Origin of the sequence: Christiangramia marina, assembly GCF_048285865.1 — a bacterium.
Lineage (GTDB): Bacteria > Bacteroidota > Bacteroidia > Flavobacteriales > Flavobacteriaceae > Christiangramia > Christiangramia marina.
Genome location: NZ_JBLVTK010000002.1, coordinates 343,527 through 369,531 on the forward strand (window position 1 = coordinate 343,527; position 26,005 = coordinate 369,531).

The following is a 26,005-nucleotide window of genomic DNA, read 5'->3' on the forward strand; positions in this document are numbered from 1 at the left end:
ACATCAATTACGTCCAGATTTTTGAAAATAAAGGCGCTATTATGGGGTGTAGCAATCCGCATCCTCATGGACAAATATGGTCGCAATCTTCCATTCCAACCGAAATTTCGAAAAAATCAGAAAGATTCGTAGCATACTGGCAAAAGAACAACTCCAGCCTTCTGGGTGATTATTTACGTCAGGAGCTGGCTTTAAGAGAACGAATTCTGGATGAGAATGAGCATTTCGTATCCTTAATTCCATTCTGGGCGGTTTGGCCTTTCGAAGCGATGATCATTCCTAAAAGGCATCTTCAGCAAATAACAGATCTTGACGAGAATGAAGAGATCGCTTTTGCAGATATTATAAAGAAGCTGACTATAAAGTATGATAACCTGTTTGAAACATCATTTCCATATTCTTCCGGGATACACCAGGCCCCAACCAATGGCAAGGAACATCCTGAGTGGCACTTTCATATGAGCTTCTATCCGCCATTATTGCGATCTGCTACGGTAAAGAAATTTATGGTGGGTTATGAGATGTTTGCAGGACCTCAGCGAGACATCACGGCAGAACAGGCGGTTACAATGCTGAATGCGCAACCTGATAAACACTTTAACAAGAGCTAATTCTGAACATACTGCAACTTAAAAACCCTCGAAAGATCGATCTTTCGAGGGTTTTTTATTTATTGATCTTTGTTTAGTGTTAAGCGAAATATGCATATACGCCAACAACAATGATGATAATTGCAAAACCAACTGGTTTTACAAATTTCCAAGGAGTGATATCTACTTGTTTTGTATGTTCCTGTAAGTAAGGTGTTTTACGAGGTCTTAACTTTCCTATTACCAGCATGATCACGACGTTCAGAACGAAAAGAATTGCCATAACATCCAGGTAGTGAGGATAGGCGCTTGCCTCAATGGCTGCTAATTCAGCAGCATCTGTAATTCCACTGGCGGCGGCATCTTCTAAAGCACTTTCAGCGAGGTATGGCTTCAGTCCAAACTGGCTTAGGATATATAGTAGAGATCCTGATATAAGTCCGATTTTTGCAGCTATAGCTGGAACATACTTGGTTAAGTAACCAACTACAATGATCGTTAAGATTGGAATACTATATATTCCATTCACTTCCTGTAGATAGTCAAATAAACTACCTGCATTGGCTATTAAAGGAGCAATGAACATTGCTGCGACGGCAAGCACTATTCCGAAGATTTTACCATAACGAACGATGGTTTTCTCATTAGCATCCTTATTAATATGTTGCTTGTAAATATCGATTCCGAAGAGGGTTACCGAACTATTTAATACACTATTAAAGGAACTTAGAATCGCTCCAAAAATAACAGCTGCAAAGAATCCAATTAAATAACCAGGCAATACTCTATTCACCAAAAGCGGGTATGCTTCATCTCCATTTTCCAGATCTGCACCAAAAATATGGAAAGCGATGATACCAGGAAGAACAACAATCAGTGGCCCTAGGATCTTGATAAAAGAGGCTAGCATTAAACCTTTCTGTCCTTCCTTCAGATTTTTAGCAGCAAGAGCACGCTGAATGATCTGTTGATTAGTTCCCCAATAGAAAAGTTGTACCAACATCATTCCTGTAAAAAGAGTATGGAAAGGAACCGGGCTGGTCTCATCTCCCATGGACTGAAATTTCTCTGGATTAGTTTCTGTTAGCGTTGTGATTCCTTCCAAAAAACTACCATCTCCAATGATCACCAATCCAAAAATAGGTACCAGAATCCCTCCGATTAATAGTCCGATTGCGTTGATACTATCAGATACGGCTACTGCTTTTAATCCGCCAAAAACAGCATAAATAGATCCAATAATTCCAATTCCCCATACGCAGATCTTAATAGCTGCATCATCTGAAACTCCTAATAGAGTTGGAACGTCAAACATCCCGCTGATCGCTACAGATCCGGAATAGAGAATAATTGGTAACAGAACAACTACATATCCTGTAAGGAATAAACCTGAAGTAAGTGTTTTGGTGGTGACATCATATCGTTCAGCCAGAAATTGCGGGACCGTAGTGAGCCCTCCTTTCAAGTATCTTGGTAGTAAAAAAATCGCAGTAACGACGATGGCGATAGCGGCAAGAGTTTCCCAGGCCATTACCGATAAACCGTTGGCATATGAACTTCCATTCAAACCGACGATCTGCTCGGTAGAGAGATTTGTTAGTAATAAAGAACCTGCTATTACGCCGGCAGTCAGACTTCTGCCACCTAAGAAATAACCATCACTGGTGGACTCATCAGTTCTTCTGGTTGCGAAATATGCGATAATAGCTACGAGTGCTGTAAATCCAACGAAGGATAAAATTCCTATCATAATCTTTTCTTAAAATCTTCGGTTAAATATAGAATTATTATTTTACAGAAAAAGCAAAAACGATGTTGTTTTCATAGACTTCACCCGGTTTTAGCAGACTGCTAGGAAAGTTTCTGAAATTAGGAGCATCAGGATAGTTTTGTGCTTCGATCGCGACCGCTGGAAAGTTCTTATCCAACTTATTGAGATACACTATATCTGCCGGAAGACTTTCCGGAGAATAGATGACTAACACTGGCTGATTGCTCATCACTTTTAGCTTAATACCAGTGAGCGGAGCGAATAATTGTGCCTGCACTTCATTTTCCATAACATCAAGCACGTAAACATCATCAAGTTCTCTATTACCCAACAACTTATTCTCTCGATAGTCCTTAGGATGATCCCTGAGTTTCGTCAAATTTCCTGTTGGTAGATTGTATTCATCCAGTTCCAGTATTTTGGAAGAATTTACCTGCATGAAATGATCGCTAATACTGCCTCCTCCATTCAAATTGAAGTAGGTATGATTGGTCAGGTTAATGATCGTATTTCTATCTGTTGTGGCCTGGTATGAAAGCTTCACTTTGTTATCCTCGGTCAGGGTGTAGGTAGTCTCAACTTTAATTTCGCCAGGATAACCTTCTTCCATATGCTTGCTTACGTAAGTCAGTTTTACTGAAGGATTCGGTGCTTCTGTGATCTTTTTGATCTCCCATATCTTCGTTTGAAATCCATTAACTCCTCCATGCAAATGTGCTTTGTCTAAATTCTCTTCCAGTTTAAAATCTTCCTCTCCAATGCTGAATTTCCCCTCAGCAATTCTTCCCGCAAAACGACCAATACTGGCTCCAAAACATTTATTATGCTCCCAGTAAGTTTCGCTAATATAATCGGTGATCTGGGCAGGACCTGCAACAACTTCTACCGGCTTGTCATTCTTATCTTTTAAACTAAAGCTAAACAATGTCGCTCCAAGGTTCAAAATCTTTAGCTTGCTCTGCTGCCCATTTTCTAGCTCGATGATCTTTAGATCTTCTTCCTGTACTGTTTTCAACATACTTATTTTTTACTCTGTACCCAGTTGTCCACTTTAGTCTCCAGAATTGTTAGTGGTAAAGCACCATCCGTTAAAACGACATCGTGAAACTCACGTATATCAAAGGCTTCTCCCAGTGCAGTTTTCGCCTTTTCTCTTAGTTCCAGGATCTTGTTCATCCCTATCTTGTAAGCAGTCGCCTGTCCTGGCATTACAATATGTCGTTCTACCATTTTAACGCAGGCACTTTCAGCAGCTGGGGTATTTTCACGATAATAATCTATTCCTTCCTGCCTGGTCCATTTTTTAGCATGAATCCCGGTATCTACAACCAGTCTGCAGGATCTCCAGAGTTCCATAGCAAGCCGACCAAAATCTGAATAAGGATCTTTATAGAATCCTATTTCCTTCGGAATATATTCACTGTATAATCCCCAACCTTCCACATAAGCAGTGTAAAAGCTGAATTTTCTAAATTCTGGGATAGAATCCAGTTCCTGCGCAATAGCGATCTGCATATGATGGCCTGGAATTCCTTCATGGTATGCCAGTGCTTCCATTTCATATTTAGGCATCGCTTTCATGTCATAAAGATTGGCATAGTAAGTTCCAGGGCGGGAACCATCCAGAGCGGGTTGTTGATAGAAAGCTTTACCAGCACTTTTTTCTCTAAAAGGTTCAACCGCTTTTACTACGATATCTGCTTCAGGCATGGTATGGAACAATTCCGGAAGCCTGGTTTTCATAGTATTGATCACCTGTTTAGCTTGTGATAAATATTCTTCTTTTCCAGCTTCAGTATCTGCAAAATAAAATTGCTCATCATTTTTCATGAAATCAAAGAAATCCTGAAGACTACCTTCAAAACCTGTTTGTTCCATGATCTTCTCCATTTCCGAATGAATTCGAGCTACTTCGCTCAAACCTATCTGGTGGATTTCTTCTGCCGAAAGATCTGTGGTGGTTACTCTCTTTAAAGCAAGTTCATAAAACTCCTCCCCTTTTGGGAATTTCCATACACCAGCTTCTTCAGTAGCGCGCAATTGCTGATTCTCCAAATGATCTATCAAACTCTGGTAAGCAGGCTGAACATGATCTACAAGTGCCTCTTCCGCAGCATTGACCAGTTTAGTTCGTTCCGCATCTTCCAGATCTAATTGATCGATCTTCGTGGTGAAATCTTCCAGTAAGGCACTGGCGTTAGCCGACTTCGAAAATGGCTTTCCTTTGATGATGTTCCTTGAAGCATCAAGTGTTCTGTCGAATACGAATTTAGGAGGAATGATACCATTCTGTTCTCTAAGCTGCAACTGTTCGATCACATCTTTCATCACTTTCTCAAGTCCTTCCAGTCTGGCAATATAAGCCCTGGCGTCACCAATGGAATCTATGCGATGCATATTGATTAGAAAAGCAGGAAGTTCTGCATGTAGCCCGTGCATTTGCTCAATAGGATAATTGTAGAACCTGAAATCATAATCATCGATCTCATTTTGAACCTGCCTGCGATACAGATCGTAGCTCAACCTGGTATCTTCATCCAAAGCTGCTACATCTACCTGATCCAGGTAATCCATACGTTCCCGTGCCTGTTCAAGATCTTCTGCATATTTAAGATTGGAATAATCATCCCATCGATCATAATTTGTTTTCAGCCCTCTTCGGGTCTGGGTCTCTGGAGATTCCTGAACTTCTTTTTCGAACTCACGCGCAAAGTAAGCGTTCATTTCTTCGGAAGCGCTTTGCTGCTCCTCTTCAGAGTAATCTGAATTTTGCTTTTCATTGCCACATGAGCTTAGCAAAATTCCGAATAACAATAGGTAAACTGATTTTCTCATTTTAAGCTTATTCTTCTAAAACTGAAAATTTAATGGCTGAATCTCCGTAGATCGTATGTGTTTGCTTCTGAAAATCTTCCTCTTCAGCTTCAAAGATATTATCTACATAAGTCTGTGGATTCCGGTCGATTAGTGGAAACCATGTACTCTGAATCTGGATCTGGACTTTATGACCTTTTTTAAAGGTATGATTCACACCCTGCAACGTAAGATTTACATCGGTCTTTTTATTAGGCTCAAATGCTTCCGGTTTTTCGAAGCTATTTCTGAATCTTCCACGCATCACCTCACTACGAACCATCATATGATAATTGCTCATTTTAAGATGAGGCATGGTTTCTTCGTAGTTCTCTGCATCTTCAGGATAAACATCCACCAATTTTACCACCCAGTCTGCTGAAGTTCCCGTTGTTGCAACTTTCAACATTGCTTCAATCGGTCCGGTCATTTTCATATCTTCTTCCAGAACTTCCGTTTCAAACACCAGAACATCTGGTCTTCTGGCTGCGAACCGCTGATCTCCAGACATATATTCTCTTGGCGTAAACACCATTTTGATCTCATTGTTATAAGAAACTGGTTTTGCTGGATCACTCACAAAAGTTTCTTCATGATCTGAAGATGTCTCTAATAATTGCTCCTTAGCTCCCAGATACCAGGTTTTATCTGTAGTATTCTTAGGTGGCCATTCAGCATAATCATTCCATTCGCGTGCTCCAGTGTCATAAATGTGTGCTTCCGGTAATCGCAAAGCATCCTTAGTTTTTTTCTTCAGAAAATGATTGAAAAATTCGGTTTCATAATCTCTTTGGAAATGAGTGGAAATACTATCGCCAAAATAGACATTCCCTACAGATTGTCTTCCAGATTCCCTTGCCCAGTCACCATGACTCCAGGGACCAAAAACGATCATATTGTGATTCTCACTATTCTCTTCTATGCTCTTATAAATATTGAAAGGTCCGTACAGATCCTCTGCATCAAATAGTCCGCCCACGATCATTACCGCCGGCTTAATATCTTTCATATGCTGAACGATCCCTCGTTTTTGCCAGAACTCATCATAATTTGGATGTTCTTTTAGCTGTTGCCAGAACTCGTTATCCTCTTTATAATATTCATCGAGATTGCTCAAGGGACCCGCATCCATAAAAAACTGGTATTGATCCTGAGTTTTCAGATCTGGAAAGTCGTACCAGCTGGTATCTACAGGAGTATCTTTCTGATATCCAAAAACCGCCGTAGCTCTCCAGTAGCTTAGTAAATAAGCGCCGTTATGGTGAAAATCATCAAAGAAGAAATCACCGATACTTGCCTGAGGAGATGCTGCTTTAAGAGCTGGATGCCCACTTAAAAGTGAATACGTACTGTAAAATCCTGGATAGGAAATCCCCCAGGTTCCAACCTTTCCATTGTTATTTTCCACATTATTGATTAGCCATTCTATCGTATCGTAAGTATCGCTGGCTTCATCTACCTCTTTCCCTTTTTTATTCGGAATAAAGGCACGCATATTATCATATTTTCCTTCGCTCATCCATCTACCGCGTACATCCTGATAAACGATAATGTTCCCTTCTTTCATCATGATCTCATTAGGACCGATCTTGGATCTGAACTGATCTTCTCCATAAGGTCGGGAACTATAGGGAGTTCGCTGCATCAATATGGGATATTCAGCTGAAGTATCCTTTGGAGTATAGATCGTAGTGTGAAGTTTTACACCGTCTCGCATGGGGATGTCTACTTCCATTTTATCGTAATGGTCTTTGACATCGTAATCTGTCTCATTTTGAGCACTTAAGGGATTCAGTATAAACAGAAGTAATACTAAAAACAGGGAAGTATTGAATATTTTCATTCGGTTATTTTTATAAAGCGTCTAAAGATAGAAATTAGGTAAGTATTCCTGAAGGAATTCAGGAAAAACACGAACTTGCACACAATAAATATGTCTATTCTTTTAGCTGAAGCTTATTTTCAGGATTTCCCGATCTCCTTTTTCTACGGAAAAGCGATTATCTGCACGTTGGTTGATAATCCAGACGAGATCTTCTCCAGAAAATAGTAGCCAGGTTTGCTCTTTTTGAGGTAAGCTGAATTTTTCATCTTTGAAATAATCACTCAGCTTCTTTTTTCCTTTCATTCCGAAGGGAACAAAAAAGTCACCCTCTTTCCATTTCCTAATCAGCAAAGGAAATTTTAATTTGCGAATAGGGACAAAAATACTGTGGTTTGCCGACTTGTCAAATTTTTCAACTTCGGTCAAATGCAGAGTTCCAAATTCAGGGATCATAACAAACTCCTCCCCTTTTTCAAGTTGGTATTCTTTATTGATCGACTCATCCTGAATCTCAGTAAGCAATAACCTATTCCTATCCTTAATAAGCCTGTGGGTATCTGAAAGCACCATTTTACCAGTCTGCGCGTCCATAAGGTCATGCACATCGTTCCACTCAGTAAACCCAAATGATTTGAGCAATTGGTAAAGTACCTGTTTCGAATTAGGCACTTTCTTTAAAAAGGCAATATCCAGGGCGTAACCAAACACGTCCCTACTTATGATCTTTGGATAAAGCAGACTCATATAATCCTCTACCAGTTCCATGCTTTCGTTCAAATGTTGCTGAGTTTTCGCAAAAGTTTCAAGTAACTGTGGATTAAGCTCCTGCATAAGTGGCACCATATGATGTCTTATACGGTTTCTCATATATTTATCTGAAGCATTACTGGAATCTTCCCGCCATTTTAAACTTTTACTATTGGCAAATTCTTCGATTTCAGACCTGGAAAAATTGATTAGTGGTCTTATGAGTTGACGATGTTTATCTTTAATTCCCTGCAAACCTTCCGGGCCGGTACCACGAATAAGATTGATCAAAAAAGTTTCAAGATTATCATTCGCATGATGTGCTGTTAAAGTATAATCAAACTCCATGGAATTTGAAAGTTCCTCAAACCAGTTGTAACGTAATTCCCGGGCAGCCATTTGAATAGAAATACCAGCATTTTCAGCAAACTTCAGCGTATTAAAACTCTGAGTGAAAAATGGGACTTCCAATTTTTCTGCAAGTTCTTTTACAAAGGCTTCATCTGCATCACTTTCTTCTCCTCTGAGATTGAAATTACAATGTGCGACGGAAAACTCCATTTTTGACAACTTACATAGATGCGCCAGAACAACACTATCCACACCACCACTTACGGCGATCAACAATTTATTGGTGCAAAGAAAAGGGTATTCCTCTTTGATGATCTTTTTGAAGGCTTTTTCCATATCTAATCAAATATACAAAGCCTGAATTTAATAAAAAGCAGCTTAAAGATTCTCCAGAACTTCACGTAATGCCTTGGATTTCAACAGACATTCTTCATATTCTTTTTCGGGATTCGATTTGGCAGTAATAGCTCCTCCTACAGAAAATGACAGATACTTATTCGTAGAATTATAAAGAATACTACGAATTACCACGTTAAAATCGAAATCACCTTCTGGAGAGAAATAGCCCACAGCGCCGCTATAGAGTCCGCGCTTAGTACTTTCTAGCTTCTCTATGATCTTCATTGCTGAAATCTTGGGTGCTCCGGTCATACTTCCCATGGGGAAACTCGTTCGTAGTGCCTCCACCGGTTCAATGCCTTTGGCAATCGTGGCGGTGACTGAAGAAATCATCTGGTGTACCTGTTTAAAAGAATACACTTTGCACAGTTCATCCACTTTTACTGAGCCTTTTTCAGCAATTCTGGAAAGATCATTCCTAACAAGATCCACAATCATGACGTTTTCCGACATTTCTTTTGGATCCCTGGCCAAATTAAGAGCAATTTCCTTATCCTCCTCAGGATTGGAAGATCTTCTCGCAGTACCTTTAATGGGCTGGGTAAGCAATTGTTCACCTTTTTTACGTAGATAACGCTCCGGGGAAGCCGAAACCAGATTGATGTTTTCGAGTCTGAGGAAAGCAGCGAAAGGAGGTGTTGAGATCTCATTAAGACTCTGGTAGATAGAAAATGCATTTAGATCCACATTTTCACTGAAGAATTCCTGGCATAAGTTCGCTTCATAAATATCCCCACGATGTATATGTTCCAGCATTGCTCCTACCTTTTCAAGATACTCCTCCTTACTAATTCTGGATTGTATTTCTATTTTCTCTTCAGCAATTTCAGTTTTAAACTTAAGATTCTGAATCTCTTCAAAATCAGTTTCAATTTCGTCATCTACCATTCTCAGGTAAACAAATTCAACAATATTATCTTTTAAAAATACCAGTTTTTGAGGCTGAAAAAAATAAAGATCTGGAAATTGAAGTCCGTCATAATTAGAAGATTTTAGTCGCTCAACGTCATTTTTAAGGTCATAGCTTAAATAACCAAAGATCCAGTCTTTGGTAGTTTGCTGATATTCCTTCAGCTTATCGAAGGCATTATGATGATCGGTTTTGATAGCGGTAAATGCTTCTACAGCAAGTACTGCTTCGAATTCGGTAGTTTCCGAAGAATCCAGATTACTATCTAGCCATACGACATCCGGAAAGCTGCTTCCCCAGGTGAGTAATTTCTTTTTGAAATCTGCCATATCCTGTACGGCGAAAGATCTTTTTGTTCTCAATTATGCTTCGATTTGATGCGCAAAGGTAGTAAGCACATCTTCAATTCCCATATCCAGCACTTCGTTTGTCACCTTAGCATCTTCAAAATTATCCTGAAATGATGGAAAACTAAAGCTTTCGATCACATCGCCGCCAAATCTTCCGAAGATATCACGGCAATAATCCAGAGAACCTTTGGCTCCGCGTTTACCCGGAGAAGTACTTACCAAAAGGATCTTTTTTCCTTCAAGAAAGTTTTTCTGATTCCGGGATAGCCAGTCGATGATATTCTTAAAAAATGCAGAAGCAGTGCCATTGTGCTCATTCACCGCAATGATCAAGGCGTCATGATCACGAATATGATTGTGAATGATTTTCGCGTTCATTGGAATTCCCGATTCCCTTTCGATATCTTCATCATAAACTGGCAAAGGAAAATTGGTTAATTGAAGCATTTTGATCTCATGTCCCTGAATACGTCCAGTAATATGATCCAAAAGTCTTTGATTTATGGAAGTACTGCTGTTAGAACCAGCGAAGGCAAGAATCTTTTTCATGTTTGATTTTCTCTAAAATTACTGAAAATTTATCTTAGCTTTTCGTTTAAAAACCTGGTAAGAGAGCAACTTAAATAAAATTTATGGAGAAGACCACTCATTATATAGAGAATGAACATCTAAAGATTGGAGTTCTGGAAACTGGCGCCGAGCTTTGCAGTATTCTGAATAAAAAATCTGGAAGAGAACATATTTGGCAGGCAGATGCAAATGTTTGGGGAAGTCATGCGCCTATTCTTTTTCCAATTATTGGAATGCTGAAAGATGGGGAATATAAATTTGAAGGCGCAACTTATAGTCTACCAAAACATGGAATCATACGGCATAACGACCAGATAAGACTAAAAGAGAGAACCGAAGATCAGCTTGTTTTTGAACTTCTTTATTCTGAAGAAACCTTAAAAATGTATCCATTTAAATTCGCCTTCAGGATCTATTTTATTCTGAAGGATAAGCAACTGGAGGTAAAACATCATGTTACCAATCTTGATGATAAGCCTTTATATTTCTCGCTTGGAGGTCATCCAGCCTTCAATATTCTCTATTCTGAAAATGAAAAAATCGAGGATTATTCCCTTCAGTTTGACCAGAAATTAGACCTTACGACAGAGATCCTTGATAAAAACGGCTTACTTGGTGAGAAAGAGGAAGTGATACTTAAAGATGAGCAAAACCTACAGCTTAGACCAGATCTCTTCGATAAAGACGCGTTAATCTTCAGAAGTATTACATCAAAAAAAGTAGAGCTGCACAGCAAAACTGAAGGTGCTATTTTAGGTCTGGAATTTGAAGATTTCAAGGACCTTGGGATCTGGGCAAAACCAAACGCAGCTTTTGTTTGCATAGAACCATGGCTTGGCTATACGGATCTTGCAAATTCTAGTAAAAATTTCAAGGAAAAAGCCGGGAATGAAGTGCTGAATGCGAATGATGATTTTAAGGCTAGTTACCAGATTAGCATTTACTAGTATATAAATGTGCAGGTTAGCACGTTAAGCAGTACCTTTGCAAAAATAAAAACTTATACTTTGAGCTTTCAGGATCTAAACCTAAACACTCCACTGCGTAATGCATTGGAAGATCTTAATTTCCAGACACCTACTCCAATCCAGGAACAGGCGTTTTCATCGATCATGTCTGGACGGGATGTTGTTGGGATCGCGCAAACGGGAACTGGTAAGACCTTTGCCTATTTGCTACCACTGTTAAGAATGCTCAAATATTCAGAACAAAAAAATCCACGGATCTTGATTCTTGTTCCAACCCGTGAACTGGTAGTCCAGGTTGTTGAGGAAATAGAAAAGATCGCAAAGTATATCAATGTACGAATTTCAGGAATCTATGGCGGCGTTAACATAAATACGCAACACCAGGATTTAATGCAGGGACAGGACATCCTGGTAGCGACTCCACGACGATTGTATGATCTTGTACTTCGCAGAGCTGTTCAGTTAAAATCCATTCAGAAATTCGTGATCGATGAAGTGGATGTGATGCTGGATCTTGGATTCAAATTCCAGGTGAATAATATCCTCGAACTGCTTCCGCAGAACAGGCAGAGTATTATGTTTTCGGCAACTATGACCGAAACCGTGGAAGCGATGATCGACGCAAACTTCAAAACTCCCGAGAAAATATCGGTTGCCGTAAGTGGTACACCTCTTGAAAATATAGAGCAGCGAGCTTATAAAGTCCCTAATTTCAATACGAAGGCGAATCTTTTTAAAGAACTGTTCACCGATGAAGATGAATATAAAAAAGTGTTGATTTTCACGACCGATAAGCGTTTTGCTGATAAACTATACGATATTCTTAATGCCGAATTCAGGCATCAGGTAAGTATGGTTCATACAGGAAAGAGTCAGAATTACCGACTCAACAGTCTGGAGGAATTTGCTGAAGGTCGTACGCGTATCATGATCTCTACAGATGTAATGGCTCGTGGTCTGGATATCGAGAATGTTTCACACGTGATCAACCTGGACACTCCGCATTATCCTGAAAATTATATGCACCGTATTGGTCGTACCGGTCGTGCTGAAAAGAAAGGTGTAGCGATCATTTTCAAAACCGAAGCTGAAGCTGAAAATTACAATAAGATCGAAACCCTGATGGATATGCAAATTCCGGAACATTCGATCCCGGAGACTGTTGAAATTTCCACAGAATTGATCGAGGAAGAAAAGCCAAGATCTATAGAGATCTATAATCCGCATTCAGATGATCAGGAAGCAGGACCGGCATTTCACGAGAAAAAAGATAAAAATAAAAAGGTAAATCTTGGGGGTAGTTATCGCCGGGAAATTGCCAAAAAATATAAGAAACCAAAAACCCGTGGTGACAAGAACGCCAACCGGAGATGGAAAAAATAAAAAAAGGAGCGCATTTGCGCTCCTTTATGTTTATGATCTGTTTTTCTTCTTTGCTGCCTTCGCTGCTCTCTTTTCTTTTAAACTCAGCACCGGTTCTTTCTTAGCTGAATTCTTTGAAGGTGATTTTTCTTTCGCCATGATTTCTGAAATTAGAATTAACGGTTAAATGTAGTGAATGTTTCTTCACGAAAATGAAAAATAATAAAGCGCTATAAAATTTACTACACGTTAATACCCTTCAGGGTTATGGCTGTTCGCAAATTGATTGATGATAGACCTAGTAAGTGTTAGTCGTATTGGCATCGAGATCAGACTTGCGAATCCAATTGAGAATAAAACTGGAGATCCTACCAAACAAAAAGGTAAATCCACCGAATAATGGAGCCAGTAAACTCACTTTCAGCCCTGCTGCAAACATTGCCGGGTTCACGTTATCAAGTGACTCAAAAGCATCAAAGATCTGTATCAGGCCTATAAATTGCGTAAAGAGTCCAATCACTAATGCGATCAATGCCAGTTGATTAATCAGAGAAATGTTCTTTCGAAATTTATGCCCAGCTGCAGTTACATTGATGGCTGCCCGAACGACCAGAAATATTATAATAAAGAATGAAATTAAGATAAGGCTCATTGCTAATGGTCCACCTTCATTAATTCGATCCCCAAGCTGCTGAAAGAAACCCGGGTTTTGAAAAAGAATACTACTTAGTAAAATCATCATTTAGTTTTATTGGTTAATGATAGCAAACTTAGGAGGAAGTTGGTTCAAAAATTTAGAATTGAGACCAGTTGCGTGTTTTTGACCTGATTCTACCAGTTACCAAATTTTTCCAGTTCTATTCTGAAAGCGATGTTATCCAGCTCCTTAAAATAGTAATTCGTCGCAATAATTTTTATTAACCGAAATTAAGTCACATTTTTATCCACTAATGAAGCTAAGTTCGGTCATCCTGGGAATAGGAAAGAAATTTCTACTACACAGCCTTTTCTGGCTCGTGGTCTTGCTTTATTTCACCTTCTTTTTTGGATTTGAAGATTCAGCATTCATGCAGGTAATGAACTTTTCATCTTTCTTTCTGCCTGTCACCATTTTGACTACCTATACATTTATTTACAGGATCATTCCTCGATATATTATTCCGAAAAAGTATTTGCAATTTGGTCTATATAGCTTAGCTGCACTTGTAATTTCAGCCTGCTATATCACAATTTCGGCTTTTTACGCAAAGGTGCTGACTTCCGGTTATGAATATCAGGGTAGTTTTCCTATTACGAAAAGTCTAATTTATATCATGATTAGCGTCTACCTGGTAGTGGCGCTTGCTTCCGCATTTAGTCTGCTGAAATATAATTATTCTACCGCAGCTAAGAACGAAGAACTAAAGAACAGGATCCTTGAAGCGCAGTTGAAATTAAAAGAACAAGAGCTTCAATATCTGAAGATGCAGATTCATCCTCATTTTCTTTTCAATTCGCTGAACACCATTTATGGCCTAAGTTTAGCTAATCATCATACTACTTCAGAAATGATCCTGCAACTTTCAGATTTACTGGATTATATTCTTTACCAAACCAAAAAGCCAGTGGTCTCGCTGAAGGATGAAATAAAACATATCACTAACTATATTGATCTGGAAAAAAAACGCTTTCAGGAGCTCCTCATCGTTGATTTTGAAATCGAGGAATTCATAGAAGAAATTCAGATTGCGCCCATGTTATTATTGCCTTTTGTAGAAAATTGTTTCAAGCATGGTCGTGGCGCCGATGGAAAATTGGAAATCAGCATTAAAATAAAAGTAAAGAATGACCAATTAATGTTTTTGATAGAAAATTCAAAAGCTCAGCTCTCAGCAGAACATTCAGAAAATGGTATTGGTCTTGAAAATATTAAACGAAGACTTGATCTGCTATATGAGAATAATTATCAACTTGATATTGAGACCAGACCAGATCATTATTACGTAAGATTGATGCTGAAATTTTCCAAAAATACTGTTTATGCCTGATAACATTCGCTGTTTGATAGTAGATGATGAACCTGTTGCCCTGGACATTCTGAAAAATCATATTTCAAAGATAGATTTCCTGGAGATCGTACTGGCTTGCCGGAATGCTACAGAGGCATTTAATTGTATTAGTTCGAACAAAATTGACTTGATATTTCTGGATATTAACATGCCTGGAATTACAGGGATCGCATTTGCAAAATCTATTAATAAAGATATCAAGATCATTTTCACCACCGCTTACAGAGAATTTGCGATCGAGGGATTTGATCTTCACGCAGCAGATTATTTACTCAAACCTATTTCCTTCGAAAGATTTCTTGATGCAGTTAATAATTTCAGGCACCTCTATTCTTTTCAAACAAACGAAAATCTGCCTGCTTCTTCCAATGAGTTCTTTTTTGTTAAGATCGACCGGAAAATGCATAAAATAGATTTTCAGAAGATCTTATGGATAGAAAGTTTGAGCGATTACCTGAAAATAGAAACCACCGAAGGCACGAAAGTTACCAGAGAGACAATTTCCTCCATTGAAGAGAAACTTCCAGATGCTAATTTTCTAAGAATTCACAGATCATATATCATCAACATCTGTAAAATTGAGTCGTATTCTCATGAAGAAGTTGTTATAGAGAATAAGTCGTTACCAATTAGTCGCACTTATAAGGAGAAGGCATTAAATATCCTTAAGACCTTCGATTAAAATTTCTCAGCCTGTTTAAGCCAGCATCTAATGTAAAAAATTGCCACTGATATGCTACTGTGCAACGGTTGGTACAGCATTCTTCATTGCAAGATTGCGGATTATAAAATTTCAGTAATTATCGATGAGATATAGATCTGGAAAATAACGGTTTCATATTGCACGGTATTTAAGTACTACTTCCGGATCAATATTTTTTTTAAAAATGGAGCATTCTGAAGCCTCGCGCAAGCAAAAAATAAAGCCCGGACATCATAACGTCCGGGCTCAAAAATATACCGTAATTTATCTAATTCTAGATATGTAAAGCTCTGTTTTCAGTAGCGGCAAGAGCGGCTTCCTTAACAGCTTCAGCATAGGTCGGGTGAGCATGGCTCATTCTCGCTATATCTTCCGCAGAAGCTCTGAATTCCATAGCGGTAACCGCTTCAGCAATAAGATCTGCAGTTCTTGCGCCAATCATGTGCACTCCAAGAACCTCATCTGTCTTTTCATCAGCAAGGATCTTTATAAGTCCGTCAATGTCTCCACTGGCTCTCGAACGTCCTAAAGCTCGCATAGGAAATTTACCCTCCTTGTACTTCACTCCCATTTCCTTTAATTGCTCCTCAGTTTTTCCAACTGAAGCAACTTCAGGCCATGTGTAGACTACTCCCGGAATCAGGTTATAATCGATATGAGGTTTTTGCCCCGCAATCAATTCAGCAACCATCGTTCCTTCTTCTTCAGCTTTATGAGCAAGCATGGCACCGCGCACCACATCTCCAATTGCATAGATATTATCTACATTGGTTTGCAAATGCTCGTTTACCTTAACTCTACCTTTATCATCAAGTTCAACTCCTGCAGCATCTGCGTTCAAACCATTTGTAAAAGGTTTTCTTCCTACAGAAACAAGGCAGTAATCTCCTTTTATCTCGATTTCCTTATCTTTTTTATCATCTGCTTTTATCGTGATCTCGTCACCGTTTCTTTCAACAGACTTCACTTTGGTACTTACGTGGAATTTGATTCCCTGCTTCTTTAAAACTTTCTGAAGCTCTTTAGAAAGCGCGCTGTCCATAGTAGGAATGATACGATCCAAATATTCAACAACCGTTACTTCAGCTCCCAGGCGACGATAAACCTGCCCCAATTCCAGCCCGATCACACCTCCACCAATTACGATCATGTGCTTAGGAACCTCTTTAAGTTTAAGTGCTTCCGTAGAAGTGATCACTCTTTCCTTATCCAGTTCAATAAAAGGAAGACTTACCGGTTTAGAACCTGTAGCAATAATAATTTTTTTTGCTTCTATAGTTTTGGTATCTCCTTCTCCTTCAATCTTGATGTGAGTCTTATCTTCAAAAGAACCTACTCCTTCATAAACATCGATCTTGTTCTTATCCATAAGGAATTTCACTCCGTCACAGGTTTGCTGAACAACAGATGATTTTCTATCCATCATTTTTTCCAGGTTTAGCTTTACCTCTCCCGGAATTTCGATACCGTGTTCTTCAAAATGTTTGATCGCATCCTCAAAATGGTGTGAGGAATCAAGTAGAGCTTTACTTGGAATACAACCTACGTTTAAACAGGTCCCACCAAGTGTGGAATATTTCTCTATGATCGCAGTTTTCATCCCAAGTTGTGCGCAGCGAATCGCAGCAACGTATCCACCTGGTCCCGATCCTATAACTGCAACATCATATGTACTCATAATTGTATGTTTTTACTAATTTTTGAACAAATTGATTACAAAAGTACGACTATTCTCTACAATGACCAATGCACCTGAGAGTCCTGACAAAATTTTAAGAATTACAGATTAATGATCGTGCTTTGCTTCACTTTGTTGATCGTAAAGACACTTTTTGTACTCCCAATATGATCCAGGCTGGTAAGCTTAGCGACCATAAATTCACGATATTCATCCATGTCTTTTACCAGAACTTTCAATATATAATCATAGTCTCCGCTCACATGTAAACATTCGATAACTTCGGGTAGACTGGTGATATCCTTTTCGAATTTTGTAAGTATTTCTTTTTTGTGCTGAATAAGTTTGATCTGGCAAAGAACCATAAAACCCTTCCCGACATTCTCCGGGTTCACTAATGCAACATATTTCGCAATGATTCCATCGCGTTCCAGCTTTTTAATACGTTCGTAAATCGCAGTAACTGAAAGTTTCAGGTCATTCGCGATCTCCTTATTTGTCTTTTTGCTATCCTCTTGAAGATGCTTTAAAATTCTTTTATCCAGCTCATCAATTTTCATACGCTTATCATTATGGGTTTCTGAACTTAAAATTTTTCGGTCAAAATTATTTGCAGACTATAAAATTAGATATTTAATCTATAATACAATCACTTCATAGTTTTATATTCTACTCATACCTATATTACTTGTTCTTAAGTCGGTTTTACCAGAAATTTGAATATATAAAGTCAGAAATCATGAAATACAAACCAGCAGATCACATTCAGGACTTACAATATTTTGGAGAATTTGGAGGTGTGAACCCTTCTATATCAGATTCTTCAACTTACACTTTTCTTTCAGCCAAAACCATGTTCGATACCTTTGAAGGTAATGCCGAAGGTTGTTACTTATATTCCCGGCATTCCTCCCCATCCAATCTTTATCTGGGCGAAGCACTCGCAGCAATGGAAGGAACAGAATCTGCTAATGTCTCTGCTTCCGGGATGGGTGCGATCACATCGGTTCTTATGCAGCTTTGCAATGCCGGTGACCATATTGTTTGTAGCAGAACCGTTTATGGCGGCACTTATGCATTTCTGAAGAATTTCGCACCAAAATTTGGAATTGAAACCACTTTTGTAGATATCACTAAGCCTGAATTGGTGAAGAATGCCCTTCAGAAGAATACAAAAGTGATCTACTGTGAGAGTGTGAGCAATCCTTTACTTGAAATCGCAGATCTTGAAGCCCTGGCTAAAATTTCTAAAGCTTCTAATTCAAAACTGGTAGTAGACAATACTTTTTCACCACTTTCTATTAGTCCGATTGAACTTGGTGCAGATATGGTGATTCATAGTTTAACGAAATTTATCAACGGTAGCAGTGATACTGTTGGGGGAGTTGTTTGTGGCACTAAGGAATTTATTAACGACCTTAGAAATGTAAATGATGGCGCAGCTATGCTACTGGGTCCAACGATGGATAGTCTACGTGCCGCCTCCATTCTGAAAAATTTACGAACCCTACATATTCGCATGAAGCAACATAGTCACAATGCAATGTTCCTGGCTCATAAATTTCAGGAGGATGGGTTGAAAACCGTATATCCGGGATTGGAATCCCATCCAGGACATGAAACTTTCAAAACTATGATGAACGAATCTTATGGGTTCGGCGGGATGCTGACCCTCGATGTTGGTTCACTGGATAAAGCAAATGAATTGATGGAACTTATGCAGGAAAGAAATCTGGGCTATCTGGCTGTAAGTTTAGGATTTTACAAAACCCTGTTCAGCGCGCCCGGAACTTCAACCTCTTCGGAAATTCCTGAAGAAGAGCAGGAAGAAATGGGATTAAGTGATGGTTTAATTCGATTTTCCATAGGGTTGGATAATGATATTGCAAGAACTTACGAAATGATGAAAGATTGTATGGAAGAAGTAGGTATTCTAAGTACTGAAATGGTCTAAAATTTTGCAGGATTAAGCCGAATGTCGTAAAATTACGTTCATAAAAAAATGAACAACATTAACGACCGGTTATAAATTTCCAAGCCTTAAGGTAGATCTGAGGATTTTCAGAATACCCTAAGGCTTTATTTATGCCTTAAAAATAGAATCTCCTGAATGGAAAACTCTGCTGCAAATCCTGAAAATGAACCTGTAATTGAGAATAAGGAATTAAGTATCTGGGAAGCATTAATTCCGGTACTTATTCTTGTTGCTATGTTAGCTTTCAATGTTTTCGTTTTCGGTGATGATGCTCTTGGAGGTTCTAACCAATTCATCCTGCTACTTGGAGGAGCCGTTGCCGCGATCGTTGGTTACTTCAACAAGGTGAAGTTTGATACCATGGTTGATGAAGTTGCCGGCAATATTCAAAGCACTTCCGGAGCGATCCTTATACTTTTAATGGTAGGAGCTCTGGCAGGAACCTGGCTTATAAGCGGAATTATCCCTACCATGATCTATTACGGACTTCTAATTCTAAATCCTACCATATTTCTGGCAGCCTGTGTTGTTATTTGCTCTGTGATCTCTGTTGCTACTGGAAGTAGCTGGACAACTTCAGCTACCGTTGGTATCGCCCTGATCGGGATCGCTGATGCGCTGGGAATTGGATTGGGCATGACGGCGGGTGCAATTCTTTCAGGAGCCTATTTTGGGGATAAAATGTCTCCATTAAGTGATACTACGAATCTTGCTCCGGCCATGGCGGGAACAGATCTTTTTACACATATTAAATACATGGCATTAACCACAGTGCCTACGATCACAATTACCCTTATCGCTTTTATAATTATTGGACTTAATCTGGATACGAGTGGAAATACAGATACATCAGCAATTCTAGCTTCCATTGAAAAAAGCTTTACTATCACACCTTGGTTGTTCATAGTTCCTGTGATCGTAATATTTCTGATCGTTAAAAAAACATCCCCACTCATAGCCTTACTGGTTGGAACTCTTGCCGGAGCGGTTGCTGCACTTATTGTACAACCAGACATTGTACTGGCAGTAAGTGGAATGAATGAACTTAATTTTATTAGTGGATATAAAGGACTCATGAATGCCATCACAGTAGACACGGCGGTAGAAACCGATTCTGAAACTCTTAATGACCTGTTTGCTTCCAGCGGAATGCAGGGAATGCTAGGAACTATCTGGTTGATCATATGCGCCATGGTGTTTGGCGGAATCATGGAAGCCATTGGAGCCTTATCCAGAATTAGCAAAGCTCTTCTAAATCTTTTCCATACCACCTTTGGATTGTTTGCAAGTACCGTATTTAGTTGTCTTGCATTGAATGTTACAGCCTCAGACCAATACCTGGCTATTGTAGTACCTGGGAAAATGTTTGCAAAAGCTTATAAGGATAAAGGCCTTGCACCAGAAAATCTTAGTCGTAGTCTTGAAGATTCAGGAACAGTAACTTCTGTGCTTATTCCCTGGAATACTTGTGGAGCCTATCATAGTGGAGTTCTGGGTGTTCCTGTACTTTCCTATGCGGGTTACGCTTTCTTCAACTATTTGAGTCCGTTTATGACCCTTCTTTTCGCTGCTATCGGACTAAAGATCAGAAAAATTTCCACCAAATAGTCGTTGTCAAAACCTTAGAATTACTGCTAAATTTCTGAGTATTTGATGATTATAGAGTACCGCTATCGTTAATTTCACAATGCATAGACAGGCTCTATTGTGTGATAAAATCATAAAATTCGAAATCTCCTGAAAACGCAGTAAAGATGATACTTTTGCAGCGTAGAAAAAGAACATTTTTAATTTTAAAAAATATAATAATATGGCTTTAGTAGGAAAAAAATTTCCAAATCTTAGTGTAGACGCAATGAACGAAATGGGTGATACTTTCAAATTAAACATTTTGGAAGAGGCTCAGAAGAACAACAAGAAAGTTCTATTATTCTGGTACCCAAAAGACTTTACGTTCGTATGTCCTACAGAGCTACATGCATTTCAAAATGCAATGGCTGAGTTCGAAAAGAGAAATGTAATGGTAGTTGGAGCATCTTGTGATACTCCTGAAGTACACTTTGCATGGTTGAACACTCCTAAGGATAATGGTGGAATTGAAGGTGTAACTTACCCAATTCTTGCTGACAGTAACCGTAATCTAAGTTCTAGACTTGATATTCTTGACATCATGAGCGAAACTTATGATGATGAAACAGGAACTGTAACTCTTGAAGGTGATAACGTAACTTACCGAGCAACTTACCTTATTGATGAAGAAGGAACAATTTTCCATGAAGGTGTAAACCATATGCCACTTGGAAGAAACGTAAACGAATTCCTAAGACTGATCGATGCTTATACGCACGTACAGGAAAAAGGTGAGGTTTGTCCAGCAAACTGGGAAGAAGGTAAAGAAGGAATGAATGCAGACCGCGAAGGAGTTGCATCATACTTAAGCCTTAACTAAGAAGTATCCCTGAATTAATAACATTAAAAAAATTGCTATGATTAAGGAATTAGATCAGGATAACTTAAGTGAGATTGTAAATGATAATGATACTGTGGTAGTACAGTACATGGCGGGATGGTGTGGAAACTGTCGTTTAATGAAGCCAAAATTCAAGAAATTATCTGCAGAGCATGAAAATGCGCAGTTCATTCTTGTAGATGCTGAAAAGTATCCGGAATCGAGAAAACTGGCGAAAGTGGATAACCTTCCAACATTTGCAACTTTTAAAAATGGAAGTTTTAAGAATCAGGTTCAAACGAATAAGTTTGACCAATTAAAAAACTTAGTAGATGAAGTTACCAGTAATTAAGCATTTACAGCGAAACAACGATGTAAACAAACTTGAAAGTACGATTGATGTACTAGAGAGCTTTACTGAACACCGTTCAGTTTCTGAAGAAGAAATGGATGTGATTGGTGAATTGCTTACTAATCTTTGTGGTGCCGTAGAAGTACATAAAATGATAGAAGACGGTACTCCTGAAAGGGATGCTGCTAATAATTTTGTCAAGAAGGTATTAGGGTCTATAGACAAATAATCCTTTTTGATAAACCAGACAACAAAGGCTGTTTCATTGTGAAACAGCCTTTGTTGTTTTATGATAATTTTAGTAATAACCGAAAGACAATCCTATAAATTTAGCAATCTAATATATGTATAGAAATGGCAAAGATTGAACTTGGTGGAGAATCGGTAACTACGTACGGCTCACTTCCAGCACTTGACGAGAAAGCTCCTCATTTTGAGTTAATTAAATCTGATCTTTCGATTGGAACCCTCGATGATTATAAAGGAAAGAGAGTTATTCTTAATATCTTCCCAAGTATAGATACAGGAGTTTGTGCGACTTCTGTTCGTAATTTCAATAAAAGAGCTTCAGAATTAAAGGATACGGTGATACTTTGTATTTCCAGAGATCTGCCTTTTGCTCAACAAAGATTTGTAAGCGATGAGGAACTGAACCAGGTCGTAAACTTATCCGATTTTCGAGATAGAAATTTTGGTAAAGACTATGGTGTTGAAATTCTTGACGGACCCTTTGAAGGTTTGCTATCTCGTGCAGTAGTGGTTCTTGATGAAGATGCTAAAGTAATACACTCCCAACAAGTACCTAAAATTGAGGATGAACCAGACTATCTTGCTGCGCTGAAAACCCTGTTATAATGAAAAACACTTTCCTCGGAAAGAGAATCAGAGGAGGAGGATACGCCTTAAAAGGTGCACTACTGCTGCTTCGCCATGAAGCCAGCATACAGGTGCAATTTGTCATTTCGATTTTGGTTTGCATTGCGGGTTGGTATTTTGATATCACCAGAACAGAATGGATGTTTCAATTCGTAGCAATTGGAATGGTCATGTCTGCTGAAGGATTGAATTCAGCCATAGAAGCAATGGCAGACTTTGTACATCCCGACTTTCATAATAAGATCGGGCATATTAAAGACATTGCTGCAGGTGCTGTATTTATCGCTGCAATAATCGCGATCGTCATCGCGGGATTTATCTATATTCCTTATTTAACCAGTTAGTACCCGACTACATGAAGTAGTATAAAGTATATGTTCTCTGCCTGTGTACCGTATTTTCTGTTACAACTCAGGAACTGCCGGAATTGGACATAGATCTTAAGAATTACGAATATCCTTATGACGTAGATTTTCTTGAGCTGCATATTCAGAAAAGCACCTATTCTATGGCTTACATGCATATAGAGGCGAAGAATCCAAATGGTGAAACCGTAGTCTTATTACACGGCAAGAATTTCAACGGCGCATACTGGCAAACTACCATAGATACTCTTCAAAAATCAGGGTACAATGTGCTGGTGCCAGATCAGATAGGATTTGGAAAATCTAGCAGACCAGAACATTTCCAGTATACGTTTCAGCAACTGGCAGAAAACACCAAAAAACTTATCGATACACTTGGGATAACCAAGACTACCATATTAGGCCATTCTATGGGAGGCATGCTGGCAACCCGTCTTGCTCTAATGTATCCTGAAATAATCAGTAAACTTGTTTTACTCAACCCAATAGGACTTGAAGACTGGAAGACCAAAATTCCTTATCAAAGTGTAGACGACTAGTATGAGCAGGAATTAAATAAAAACTACCAGGGTATCAAGACATACCAGAAGGAAAGCTATTATGCTGGCGATTGGAATGATGATTATGCACAGTGGGCTAAATTACTTGCGGGATGGACATTGAATGAAGATTATCCATTGATCGCCTGGAATGCCGCACTCACCTATGATATGATCCTTACCCAACCTGTGGTCTATGAATTTAAGAATCTGCAAATGCCAACATTATTAATCCTTGGAACCCGGGATCGAACTGCTATAGGTAAAAACCTGGTAAGTGAGGAAGTAAAAGCGGGCATGGGTTTATACGATGAACTTGGTGAAATAACCGCAAACAAAATACCAAATGCGAAATTAATGGAAATTCAAGATACCGGACATTTACCTCATATAGAAGCTTTCGATAAATTTACAGCAGCACTTCTACCCTACTTAAAGAATAAATAGTAAAACCAGTCGTTTACGACTTGTATTTGGGGCAACTTTGAAAATTGAAGTTTTTTTTCCTTAATTTGGATAAGGCTAATTTGTATTTTTGCCGAAATTCGTCAACCTACCTATGGCCAAAAAGAAACCTAAGACCAGGAAAACAACAAAAAAATCCAGTAAATTATCTTTCAGCCTCAACAGGCAGCAAAAAGTAGTGCTTGGAAGTTTTCTTATGCTATTTGGTCTGGGTCTTATAGTTGCCTTTATATCTTTTCTTTTTAACTGGCAGGCAGACCAGAGCGTACTCCAGGAACTTGGGAATCGTGATGTTGAAGCCAGGAACTGGTTGAGTAAATTTGGTGCATCTGTAAGTGATTTTTTCGTATATAAAGGCTTCGGACTAGCCTCTTTCTCTATCGCATTTTTAATACTGTTAAGCGGCATCTATTTATTCTTTGGATTTAAGATTTCCAGCCTGAGAAAATACTGGTTCTGGGGAATTCTGGTGATGGTCTGGTTATCTATAGTTCTTGGTTATTTTGCTGAAAAAAATGCACTTCTGGGAGGTAGAATCGGTTATGAAACCAATGATTTTTTACAGGATTATCTTGGCTTCTTCGGAAGCATTCTATTAATGCTATTTCTGCTAATTACTTACCTAGCGATACGACTGAAAGTTACACCGGAAATGGTTGGTTCTTACCTTAATTCAGGTAAACAGGAACTTCAGACCGCAATGCAAAAGCATCAGGCCAGTGTTTCAGAAACTGAAGAAGAACTTGAATGGAAAAAAGAAGTTGTCTTACCAAAAGACGAAGAAAAACCTGCAGAAGTTGACCTAAGCAGCAAACCAGAAAAGAAGCCTGAGAAGAAAACCAGCCCGGAAACTATTCCGAAGATGGAAGTAAAAGCTCCGTTGGAAGAGGATAATGTGGCAATGGAAGTTGAAGCTGCTCCTGAAGAGGAAGAAGAAGATAACCTGAGTCAAAAACTGGTAAAGGATTTTGGTGAATTTGATCCAACCCTTGAGCTAAAGAATTATAAGTTCCCTACGATCGAACTGCTTAAAGATTATGGCGGCACTATCACGATCAACCAGGAAGAACTGGAAGAAAACAAGAATCGTATTGTTGATACGCTAAAGAATTATAAAATAGAAATTGCACAGATCAAAGCAACCGTTGGTCCAACGGTAACCTTATATGAGATTGTCCCTGAAGCCGGGATTCGTATTTCAAAGATCAAGAATCTTGAAGATGATATTGCACTATCGCTTTCTGCTCTTGGAATCAGAATTATTGCTCCAATCCCGGGTAAAGGAACCATTGGTATTGAAGTACCAAATAAAAATGCCAGCATAGTTTCCATGCGCTCGGTGATCGCTTCGCCAAAATTTCAGAATGCAGAAATGGAGTTACCGCTAGCTTTGGGTAAAACGATAAGTAACGAAACCTTCGTAGTCGACCTGGCGAAAATGCCGCATATGTTGATGGCTGGTGCTACCGGACAGGGTAAATCTGTTGGTTTGAATGCGATTCTCACATCCCTGCTATATGCCAAGCATCCAGCTGAAGTGAAATTTGTCCTGGTAGATCCTAAAAAAGTGGAACTTACCTTATTCAACAAGATAGAGCGCCACTACCTCGCAAAATTACCAGATGATGGGGAAGCGATCATCACCGATAATACAAAAGTGATCAATACCCTGAATTCTTTATGTATCGAAATGGATGATCGATATAACCTTTTAAAGGATGCCATGTGCCGTAACTTGAAGGAATACAATACGAAGTTCAAGGCTAGAAAGTTAAATCCCAATGACGGACATAAATTCCTGCCCTATATCGTTTTGGTAGTGGATGAATTTGCAGATTTGATCATGACCGCCGGGAAGG

Annotated in this window: 23 protein-coding genes and 1 pseudogene; 14 read left to right on the forward strand and 10 right to left on the reverse strand. The window is 38.9% G+C overall.

The features are described from left to right. A partial coding sequence (galT, locus tag ACNKXS_RS07995; RefSeq protein WP_417920427.1) for a galactose-1-phosphate uridylyltransferase occupies positions 1-611 on the forward strand: 611 nt, incomplete at its 5' end. Positions 612-690: 79 nt separating this feature from the next. Here galT and ACNKXS_RS08000 read toward each other — a convergent pair. The 7 genes from ACNKXS_RS08000 to ACNKXS_RS08030 all read right to left on the reverse strand — a co-directional run bounded on the left by ACNKXS_RS08000 (position 691) and on the right by ACNKXS_RS08030 (position 10,345). Then, positions 691-2,340: a solute:sodium symporter family transporter gene (locus ACNKXS_RS08000; RefSeq protein ID WP_417920428.1), complete on the reverse strand. Its 1,650-nt coding sequence runs from the start codon at positions 2,338-2,340 to the stop codon at positions 691-693. A 37-nt stretch (positions 2,341-2,377) separates the two neighbouring features. Beyond that, complete coding sequence (locus tag ACNKXS_RS08005; protein WP_417920429.1) at positions 2,378-3,379, reverse strand: aldose epimerase family protein; 1,002 nt, start codon at positions 3,377-3,379, stop codon at positions 2,378-2,380. 2 nt (positions 3,380-3,381) lie between these two features. Beyond that, entirely contained in the window at positions 3,382-5,196 is a 1,815-nt protein-coding gene (locus ACNKXS_RS08010; protein WP_417920430.1) for a DUF885 domain-containing protein, read from the reverse strand. A 7-nt stretch (positions 5,197-5,203) separates the two neighbouring features. Further along, on the reverse strand, positions 5,204-7,057 hold the full coding sequence (locus ACNKXS_RS08015) for a CocE/NonD family hydrolase (RefSeq protein ID WP_417920431.1): 1,854 nt from the start codon (positions 7,055-7,057) through the stop codon (positions 5,204-5,206). 102 nt (positions 7,058-7,159) lie between these two features. Further along, on the reverse strand, positions 7,160-8,473 hold the full coding sequence (gene tilS / locus ACNKXS_RS08020) for a tRNA lysidine(34) synthetase TilS (protein WP_417920432.1): 1,314 nt from the start codon (positions 8,471-8,473) through the stop codon (positions 7,160-7,162). Positions 8,474-8,515: 42 nt separating this feature from the next. Then, the gene (gene pabB / locus ACNKXS_RS08025; protein WP_417920433.1) at positions 8,516-9,808 is read right to left on the reverse strand and encodes an aminodeoxychorismate synthase component I; all 1,293 of its coding nucleotides are present in this window, start codon (positions 9,806-9,808) and stop codon (positions 8,516-8,518) included. Next, positions 9,809-10,345, reverse strand: coding sequence for an NADPH-dependent FMN reductase (locus tag ACNKXS_RS08030; RefSeq protein ID WP_417920434.1), 537 nt, complete (start codon positions 10,343-10,345; stop codon positions 9,809-9,811). A gap of 83 nt (positions 10,346-10,428) precedes the next feature. Here ACNKXS_RS08030 and ACNKXS_RS08035 point away from each other — a divergent pair, with 83 nt between their 5' ends. After that, on the forward strand, positions 10,429-11,313 hold the full coding sequence (locus ACNKXS_RS08035) for an aldose 1-epimerase family protein (RefSeq protein ID WP_417920435.1): 885 nt from the start codon (positions 10,429-10,431) through the stop codon (positions 11,311-11,313). A gap of 60 nt (positions 11,314-11,373) precedes the next feature. Further along, the gene (locus tag ACNKXS_RS08040) at positions 11,374-12,717 is read left to right on the forward strand and encodes a DEAD/DEAH box helicase (protein WP_417920436.1); all 1,344 of its coding nucleotides are present in this window, start codon (positions 11,374-11,376) and stop codon (positions 12,715-12,717) included. Positions 12,718-12,994: 277 nt separating this feature from the next. Here ACNKXS_RS08040 and ACNKXS_RS08045 read toward each other — a convergent pair whose 3' ends face one another. Then, on the reverse strand, positions 12,995-13,438 hold the full coding sequence (locus ACNKXS_RS08045) for a MotA/TolQ/ExbB proton channel family protein (protein ID WP_417920437.1): 444 nt from the start codon (positions 13,436-13,438) through the stop codon (positions 12,995-12,997). Positions 13,439-13,646: 208 nt separating this feature from the next. Here ACNKXS_RS08045 and ACNKXS_RS08050 point away from each other — a divergent pair, with 208 nt between their 5' ends. Together ACNKXS_RS08050 and ACNKXS_RS08055 are read left to right on the forward strand one after the other, a co-directional pair. Continuing rightward, the gene (locus ACNKXS_RS08050) at positions 13,647-14,723 is read left to right on the forward strand and encodes a sensor histidine kinase (protein ID WP_417920438.1); all 1,077 of its coding nucleotides are present in this window, start codon (positions 13,647-13,649) and stop codon (positions 14,721-14,723) included. After that, positions 14,716-15,426, forward strand: a complete 711-nt coding sequence (locus ACNKXS_RS08055; RefSeq protein ID WP_417920439.1) for a LytR/AlgR family response regulator transcription factor — start codon at positions 14,716-14,718, stop codon at positions 15,424-15,426. Before ACNKXS_RS08050 ends, ACNKXS_RS08055 begins: the two co-directional genes overlap by 8 nt. Before the next feature lie 295 nt (positions 15,427-15,721). Here the strand turns inward: ACNKXS_RS08055 and lpdA are convergent, their stop codons facing one another. Together lpdA and ACNKXS_RS08065 are read right to left on the reverse strand one after the other, a co-directional pair. Beyond that, entirely contained in the window at positions 15,722-17,125 is a 1,404-nt protein-coding gene (gene lpdA, locus ACNKXS_RS08060; protein WP_417920440.1) for a dihydrolipoyl dehydrogenase, read from the reverse strand. 101 nt (positions 17,126-17,226) lie between these two features. Beyond that, positions 17,227-17,685 (reverse strand): Lrp/AsnC family transcriptional regulator, encoded by a 459-nt coding sequence (locus ACNKXS_RS08065; protein ID WP_298524454.1) that lies wholly within the window; start codon positions 17,683-17,685, stop codon positions 17,227-17,229. A 179-nt stretch (positions 17,686-17,864) separates the two neighbouring features. Here ACNKXS_RS08065 and ACNKXS_RS08070 point away from each other — a divergent pair, with 179 nt between their 5' ends. The 9 genes and pseudogenes from ACNKXS_RS08070 to ACNKXS_RS08110 all read left to right on the forward strand — a co-directional run. After that, a complete protein-coding gene (locus tag ACNKXS_RS08070) occupies positions 17,865-19,079 on the forward strand; it encodes an aminotransferase class I/II-fold pyridoxal phosphate-dependent enzyme (protein ID WP_417920441.1) in 1,215 nt (404 codons plus the stop codon). 156 nt (positions 19,080-19,235) lie between these two features. Next, entirely contained in the window at positions 19,236-20,708 is a 1,473-nt protein-coding gene (nhaC, locus tag ACNKXS_RS08075) for a Na+/H+ antiporter NhaC (protein WP_141877263.1), read from the forward strand. Positions 20,709-20,910: 202 nt separating this feature from the next. Continuing rightward, complete coding sequence (locus ACNKXS_RS08080) at positions 20,911-21,549, forward strand: peroxiredoxin (protein ID WP_417920442.1); 639 nt, start codon at positions 20,911-20,913, stop codon at positions 21,547-21,549. Between the two features lie 37 nt (positions 21,550-21,586). Then, on the forward strand, positions 21,587-21,901 hold the full coding sequence (locus ACNKXS_RS08085; protein WP_141877261.1) for a thioredoxin family protein: 315 nt from the start codon (positions 21,587-21,589) through the stop codon (positions 21,899-21,901). Continuing rightward, on the forward strand, positions 21,882-22,130 hold the full coding sequence (locus tag ACNKXS_RS08090; protein WP_295179259.1) for a DUF6952 family protein: 249 nt from the start codon (positions 21,882-21,884) through the stop codon (positions 22,128-22,130). Before ACNKXS_RS08085 ends, ACNKXS_RS08090 begins: the two co-directional genes overlap by 20 nt. Positions 22,131-22,255: 125 nt before the next feature. Next, positions 22,256-22,756 (forward strand): thiol peroxidase, encoded by a 501-nt coding sequence (gene tpx / locus ACNKXS_RS08095; protein ID WP_141877259.1) that lies wholly within the window; start codon positions 22,256-22,258, stop codon positions 22,754-22,756. Next, positions 22,756-23,121 (forward strand): diacylglycerol kinase family protein, encoded by a 366-nt coding sequence (locus ACNKXS_RS08100; protein WP_417920443.1) that lies wholly within the window; start codon positions 22,756-22,758, stop codon positions 23,119-23,121. Before tpx ends, ACNKXS_RS08100 begins: the two co-directional genes overlap by 1 nt. 41 nt (positions 23,122-23,162) lie before the next feature. Next, positions 23,163-24,128: pseudogene (locus ACNKXS_RS08105) on the forward strand (alpha/beta fold hydrolase). Between the two features lie 112 nt (positions 24,129-24,240). Next, positions 24,241-26,005: DNA translocase FtsK (locus ACNKXS_RS08110; RefSeq protein WP_417920444.1), on the forward strand; the 1,765-nt coding region annotated here is incomplete at its 3' end.

What these genes read in the sequence shown, in the direction of transcription:
- ACNKXS_RS08000 (WP_417920428.1), bottom strand. Translation starts at nt 2,340, where the DNA reads ATGATAGGAATTTTATCCTTCGTTGGATTTACAGCACTCGTAGCTATT.
- ACNKXS_RS08005 (WP_417920429.1), bottom strand. Translation starts at nt 3,379, where the DNA reads ATGTTGAAAACAGTACAGGAAGAAGATCTAAAGATCATCGAGCTAGAA.
- ACNKXS_RS08010 (WP_417920430.1), bottom strand. Translation starts at nt 5,196, where the DNA reads ATGAGAAAATCAGTTTACCTATTGTTATTCGGAATTTTGCTAAGCTCA.
- ACNKXS_RS08015 (WP_417920431.1), bottom strand. Translation starts at nt 7,057, where the DNA reads ATGAAAATATTCAATACTTCCCTGTTTTTAGTATTACTTCTGTTTATA.
- tilS (WP_417920432.1), bottom strand. Translation starts at nt 8,473, where the DNA reads ATGGAAAAAGCCTTCAAAAAGATCATCAAAGAGGAATACCCTTTTCTT.
- ACNKXS_RS08030 (WP_417920434.1), bottom strand. Translation starts at nt 10,345, where the DNA reads ATGAAAAAGATTCTTGCCTTCGCTGGTTCTAACAGCAGTACTTCCATA.
- ACNKXS_RS08035 (WP_417920435.1), top strand. Translation starts at nt 10,429, where the DNA reads ATGGAGAAGACCACTCATTATATAGAGAATGAACATCTAAAGATTGGA.
- ACNKXS_RS08045 (WP_417920437.1), bottom strand. Translation starts at nt 13,438, where the DNA reads ATGATGATTTTACTAAGTAGTATTCTTTTTCAAAACCCGGGTTTCTTT.
- ACNKXS_RS08050 (WP_417920438.1), top strand. Translation starts at nt 13,647, where the DNA reads ATGAAGCTAAGTTCGGTCATCCTGGGAATAGGAAAGAAATTTCTACTA.
- ACNKXS_RS08055 (WP_417920439.1), top strand. Translation starts at nt 14,716, where the DNA reads ATGCCTGATAACATTCGCTGTTTGATAGTAGATGATGAACCTGTTGCC.
- lpdA (WP_417920440.1), bottom strand. Translation starts at nt 17,125, where the DNA reads ATGAGTACATATGATGTTGCAGTTATAGGATCGGGACCAGGTGGATAC.
- ACNKXS_RS08065 (WP_298524454.1), bottom strand. Translation starts at nt 17,685, where the DNA reads ATGAAAATTGATGAGCTGGATAAAAGAATTTTAAAGCATCTTCAAGAG.
- ACNKXS_RS08070 (WP_417920441.1), top strand. Translation starts at nt 17,865, where the DNA reads ATGAAATACAAACCAGCAGATCACATTCAGGACTTACAATATTTTGGA.
- nhaC (WP_141877263.1), top strand. Translation starts at nt 19,236, where the DNA reads ATGGAAAACTCTGCTGCAAATCCTGAAAATGAACCTGTAATTGAGAAT.
- ACNKXS_RS08080 (WP_417920442.1), top strand. Translation starts at nt 20,911, where the DNA reads ATGGCTTTAGTAGGAAAAAAATTTCCAAATCTTAGTGTAGACGCAATG.
- ACNKXS_RS08085 (WP_141877261.1), top strand. Translation starts at nt 21,587, where the DNA reads ATGATTAAGGAATTAGATCAGGATAACTTAAGTGAGATTGTAAATGAT.
- ACNKXS_RS08090 (WP_295179259.1), top strand. Translation starts at nt 21,882, where the DNA reads ATGAAGTTACCAGTAATTAAGCATTTACAGCGAAACAACGATGTAAAC.
- tpx (WP_141877259.1), top strand. Translation starts at nt 22,256, where the DNA reads ATGGCAAAGATTGAACTTGGTGGAGAATCGGTAACTACGTACGGCTCA.
- ACNKXS_RS08100 (WP_417920443.1), top strand. Translation starts at nt 22,756, where the DNA reads ATGAAAAACACTTTCCTCGGAAAGAGAATCAGAGGAGGAGGATACGCC.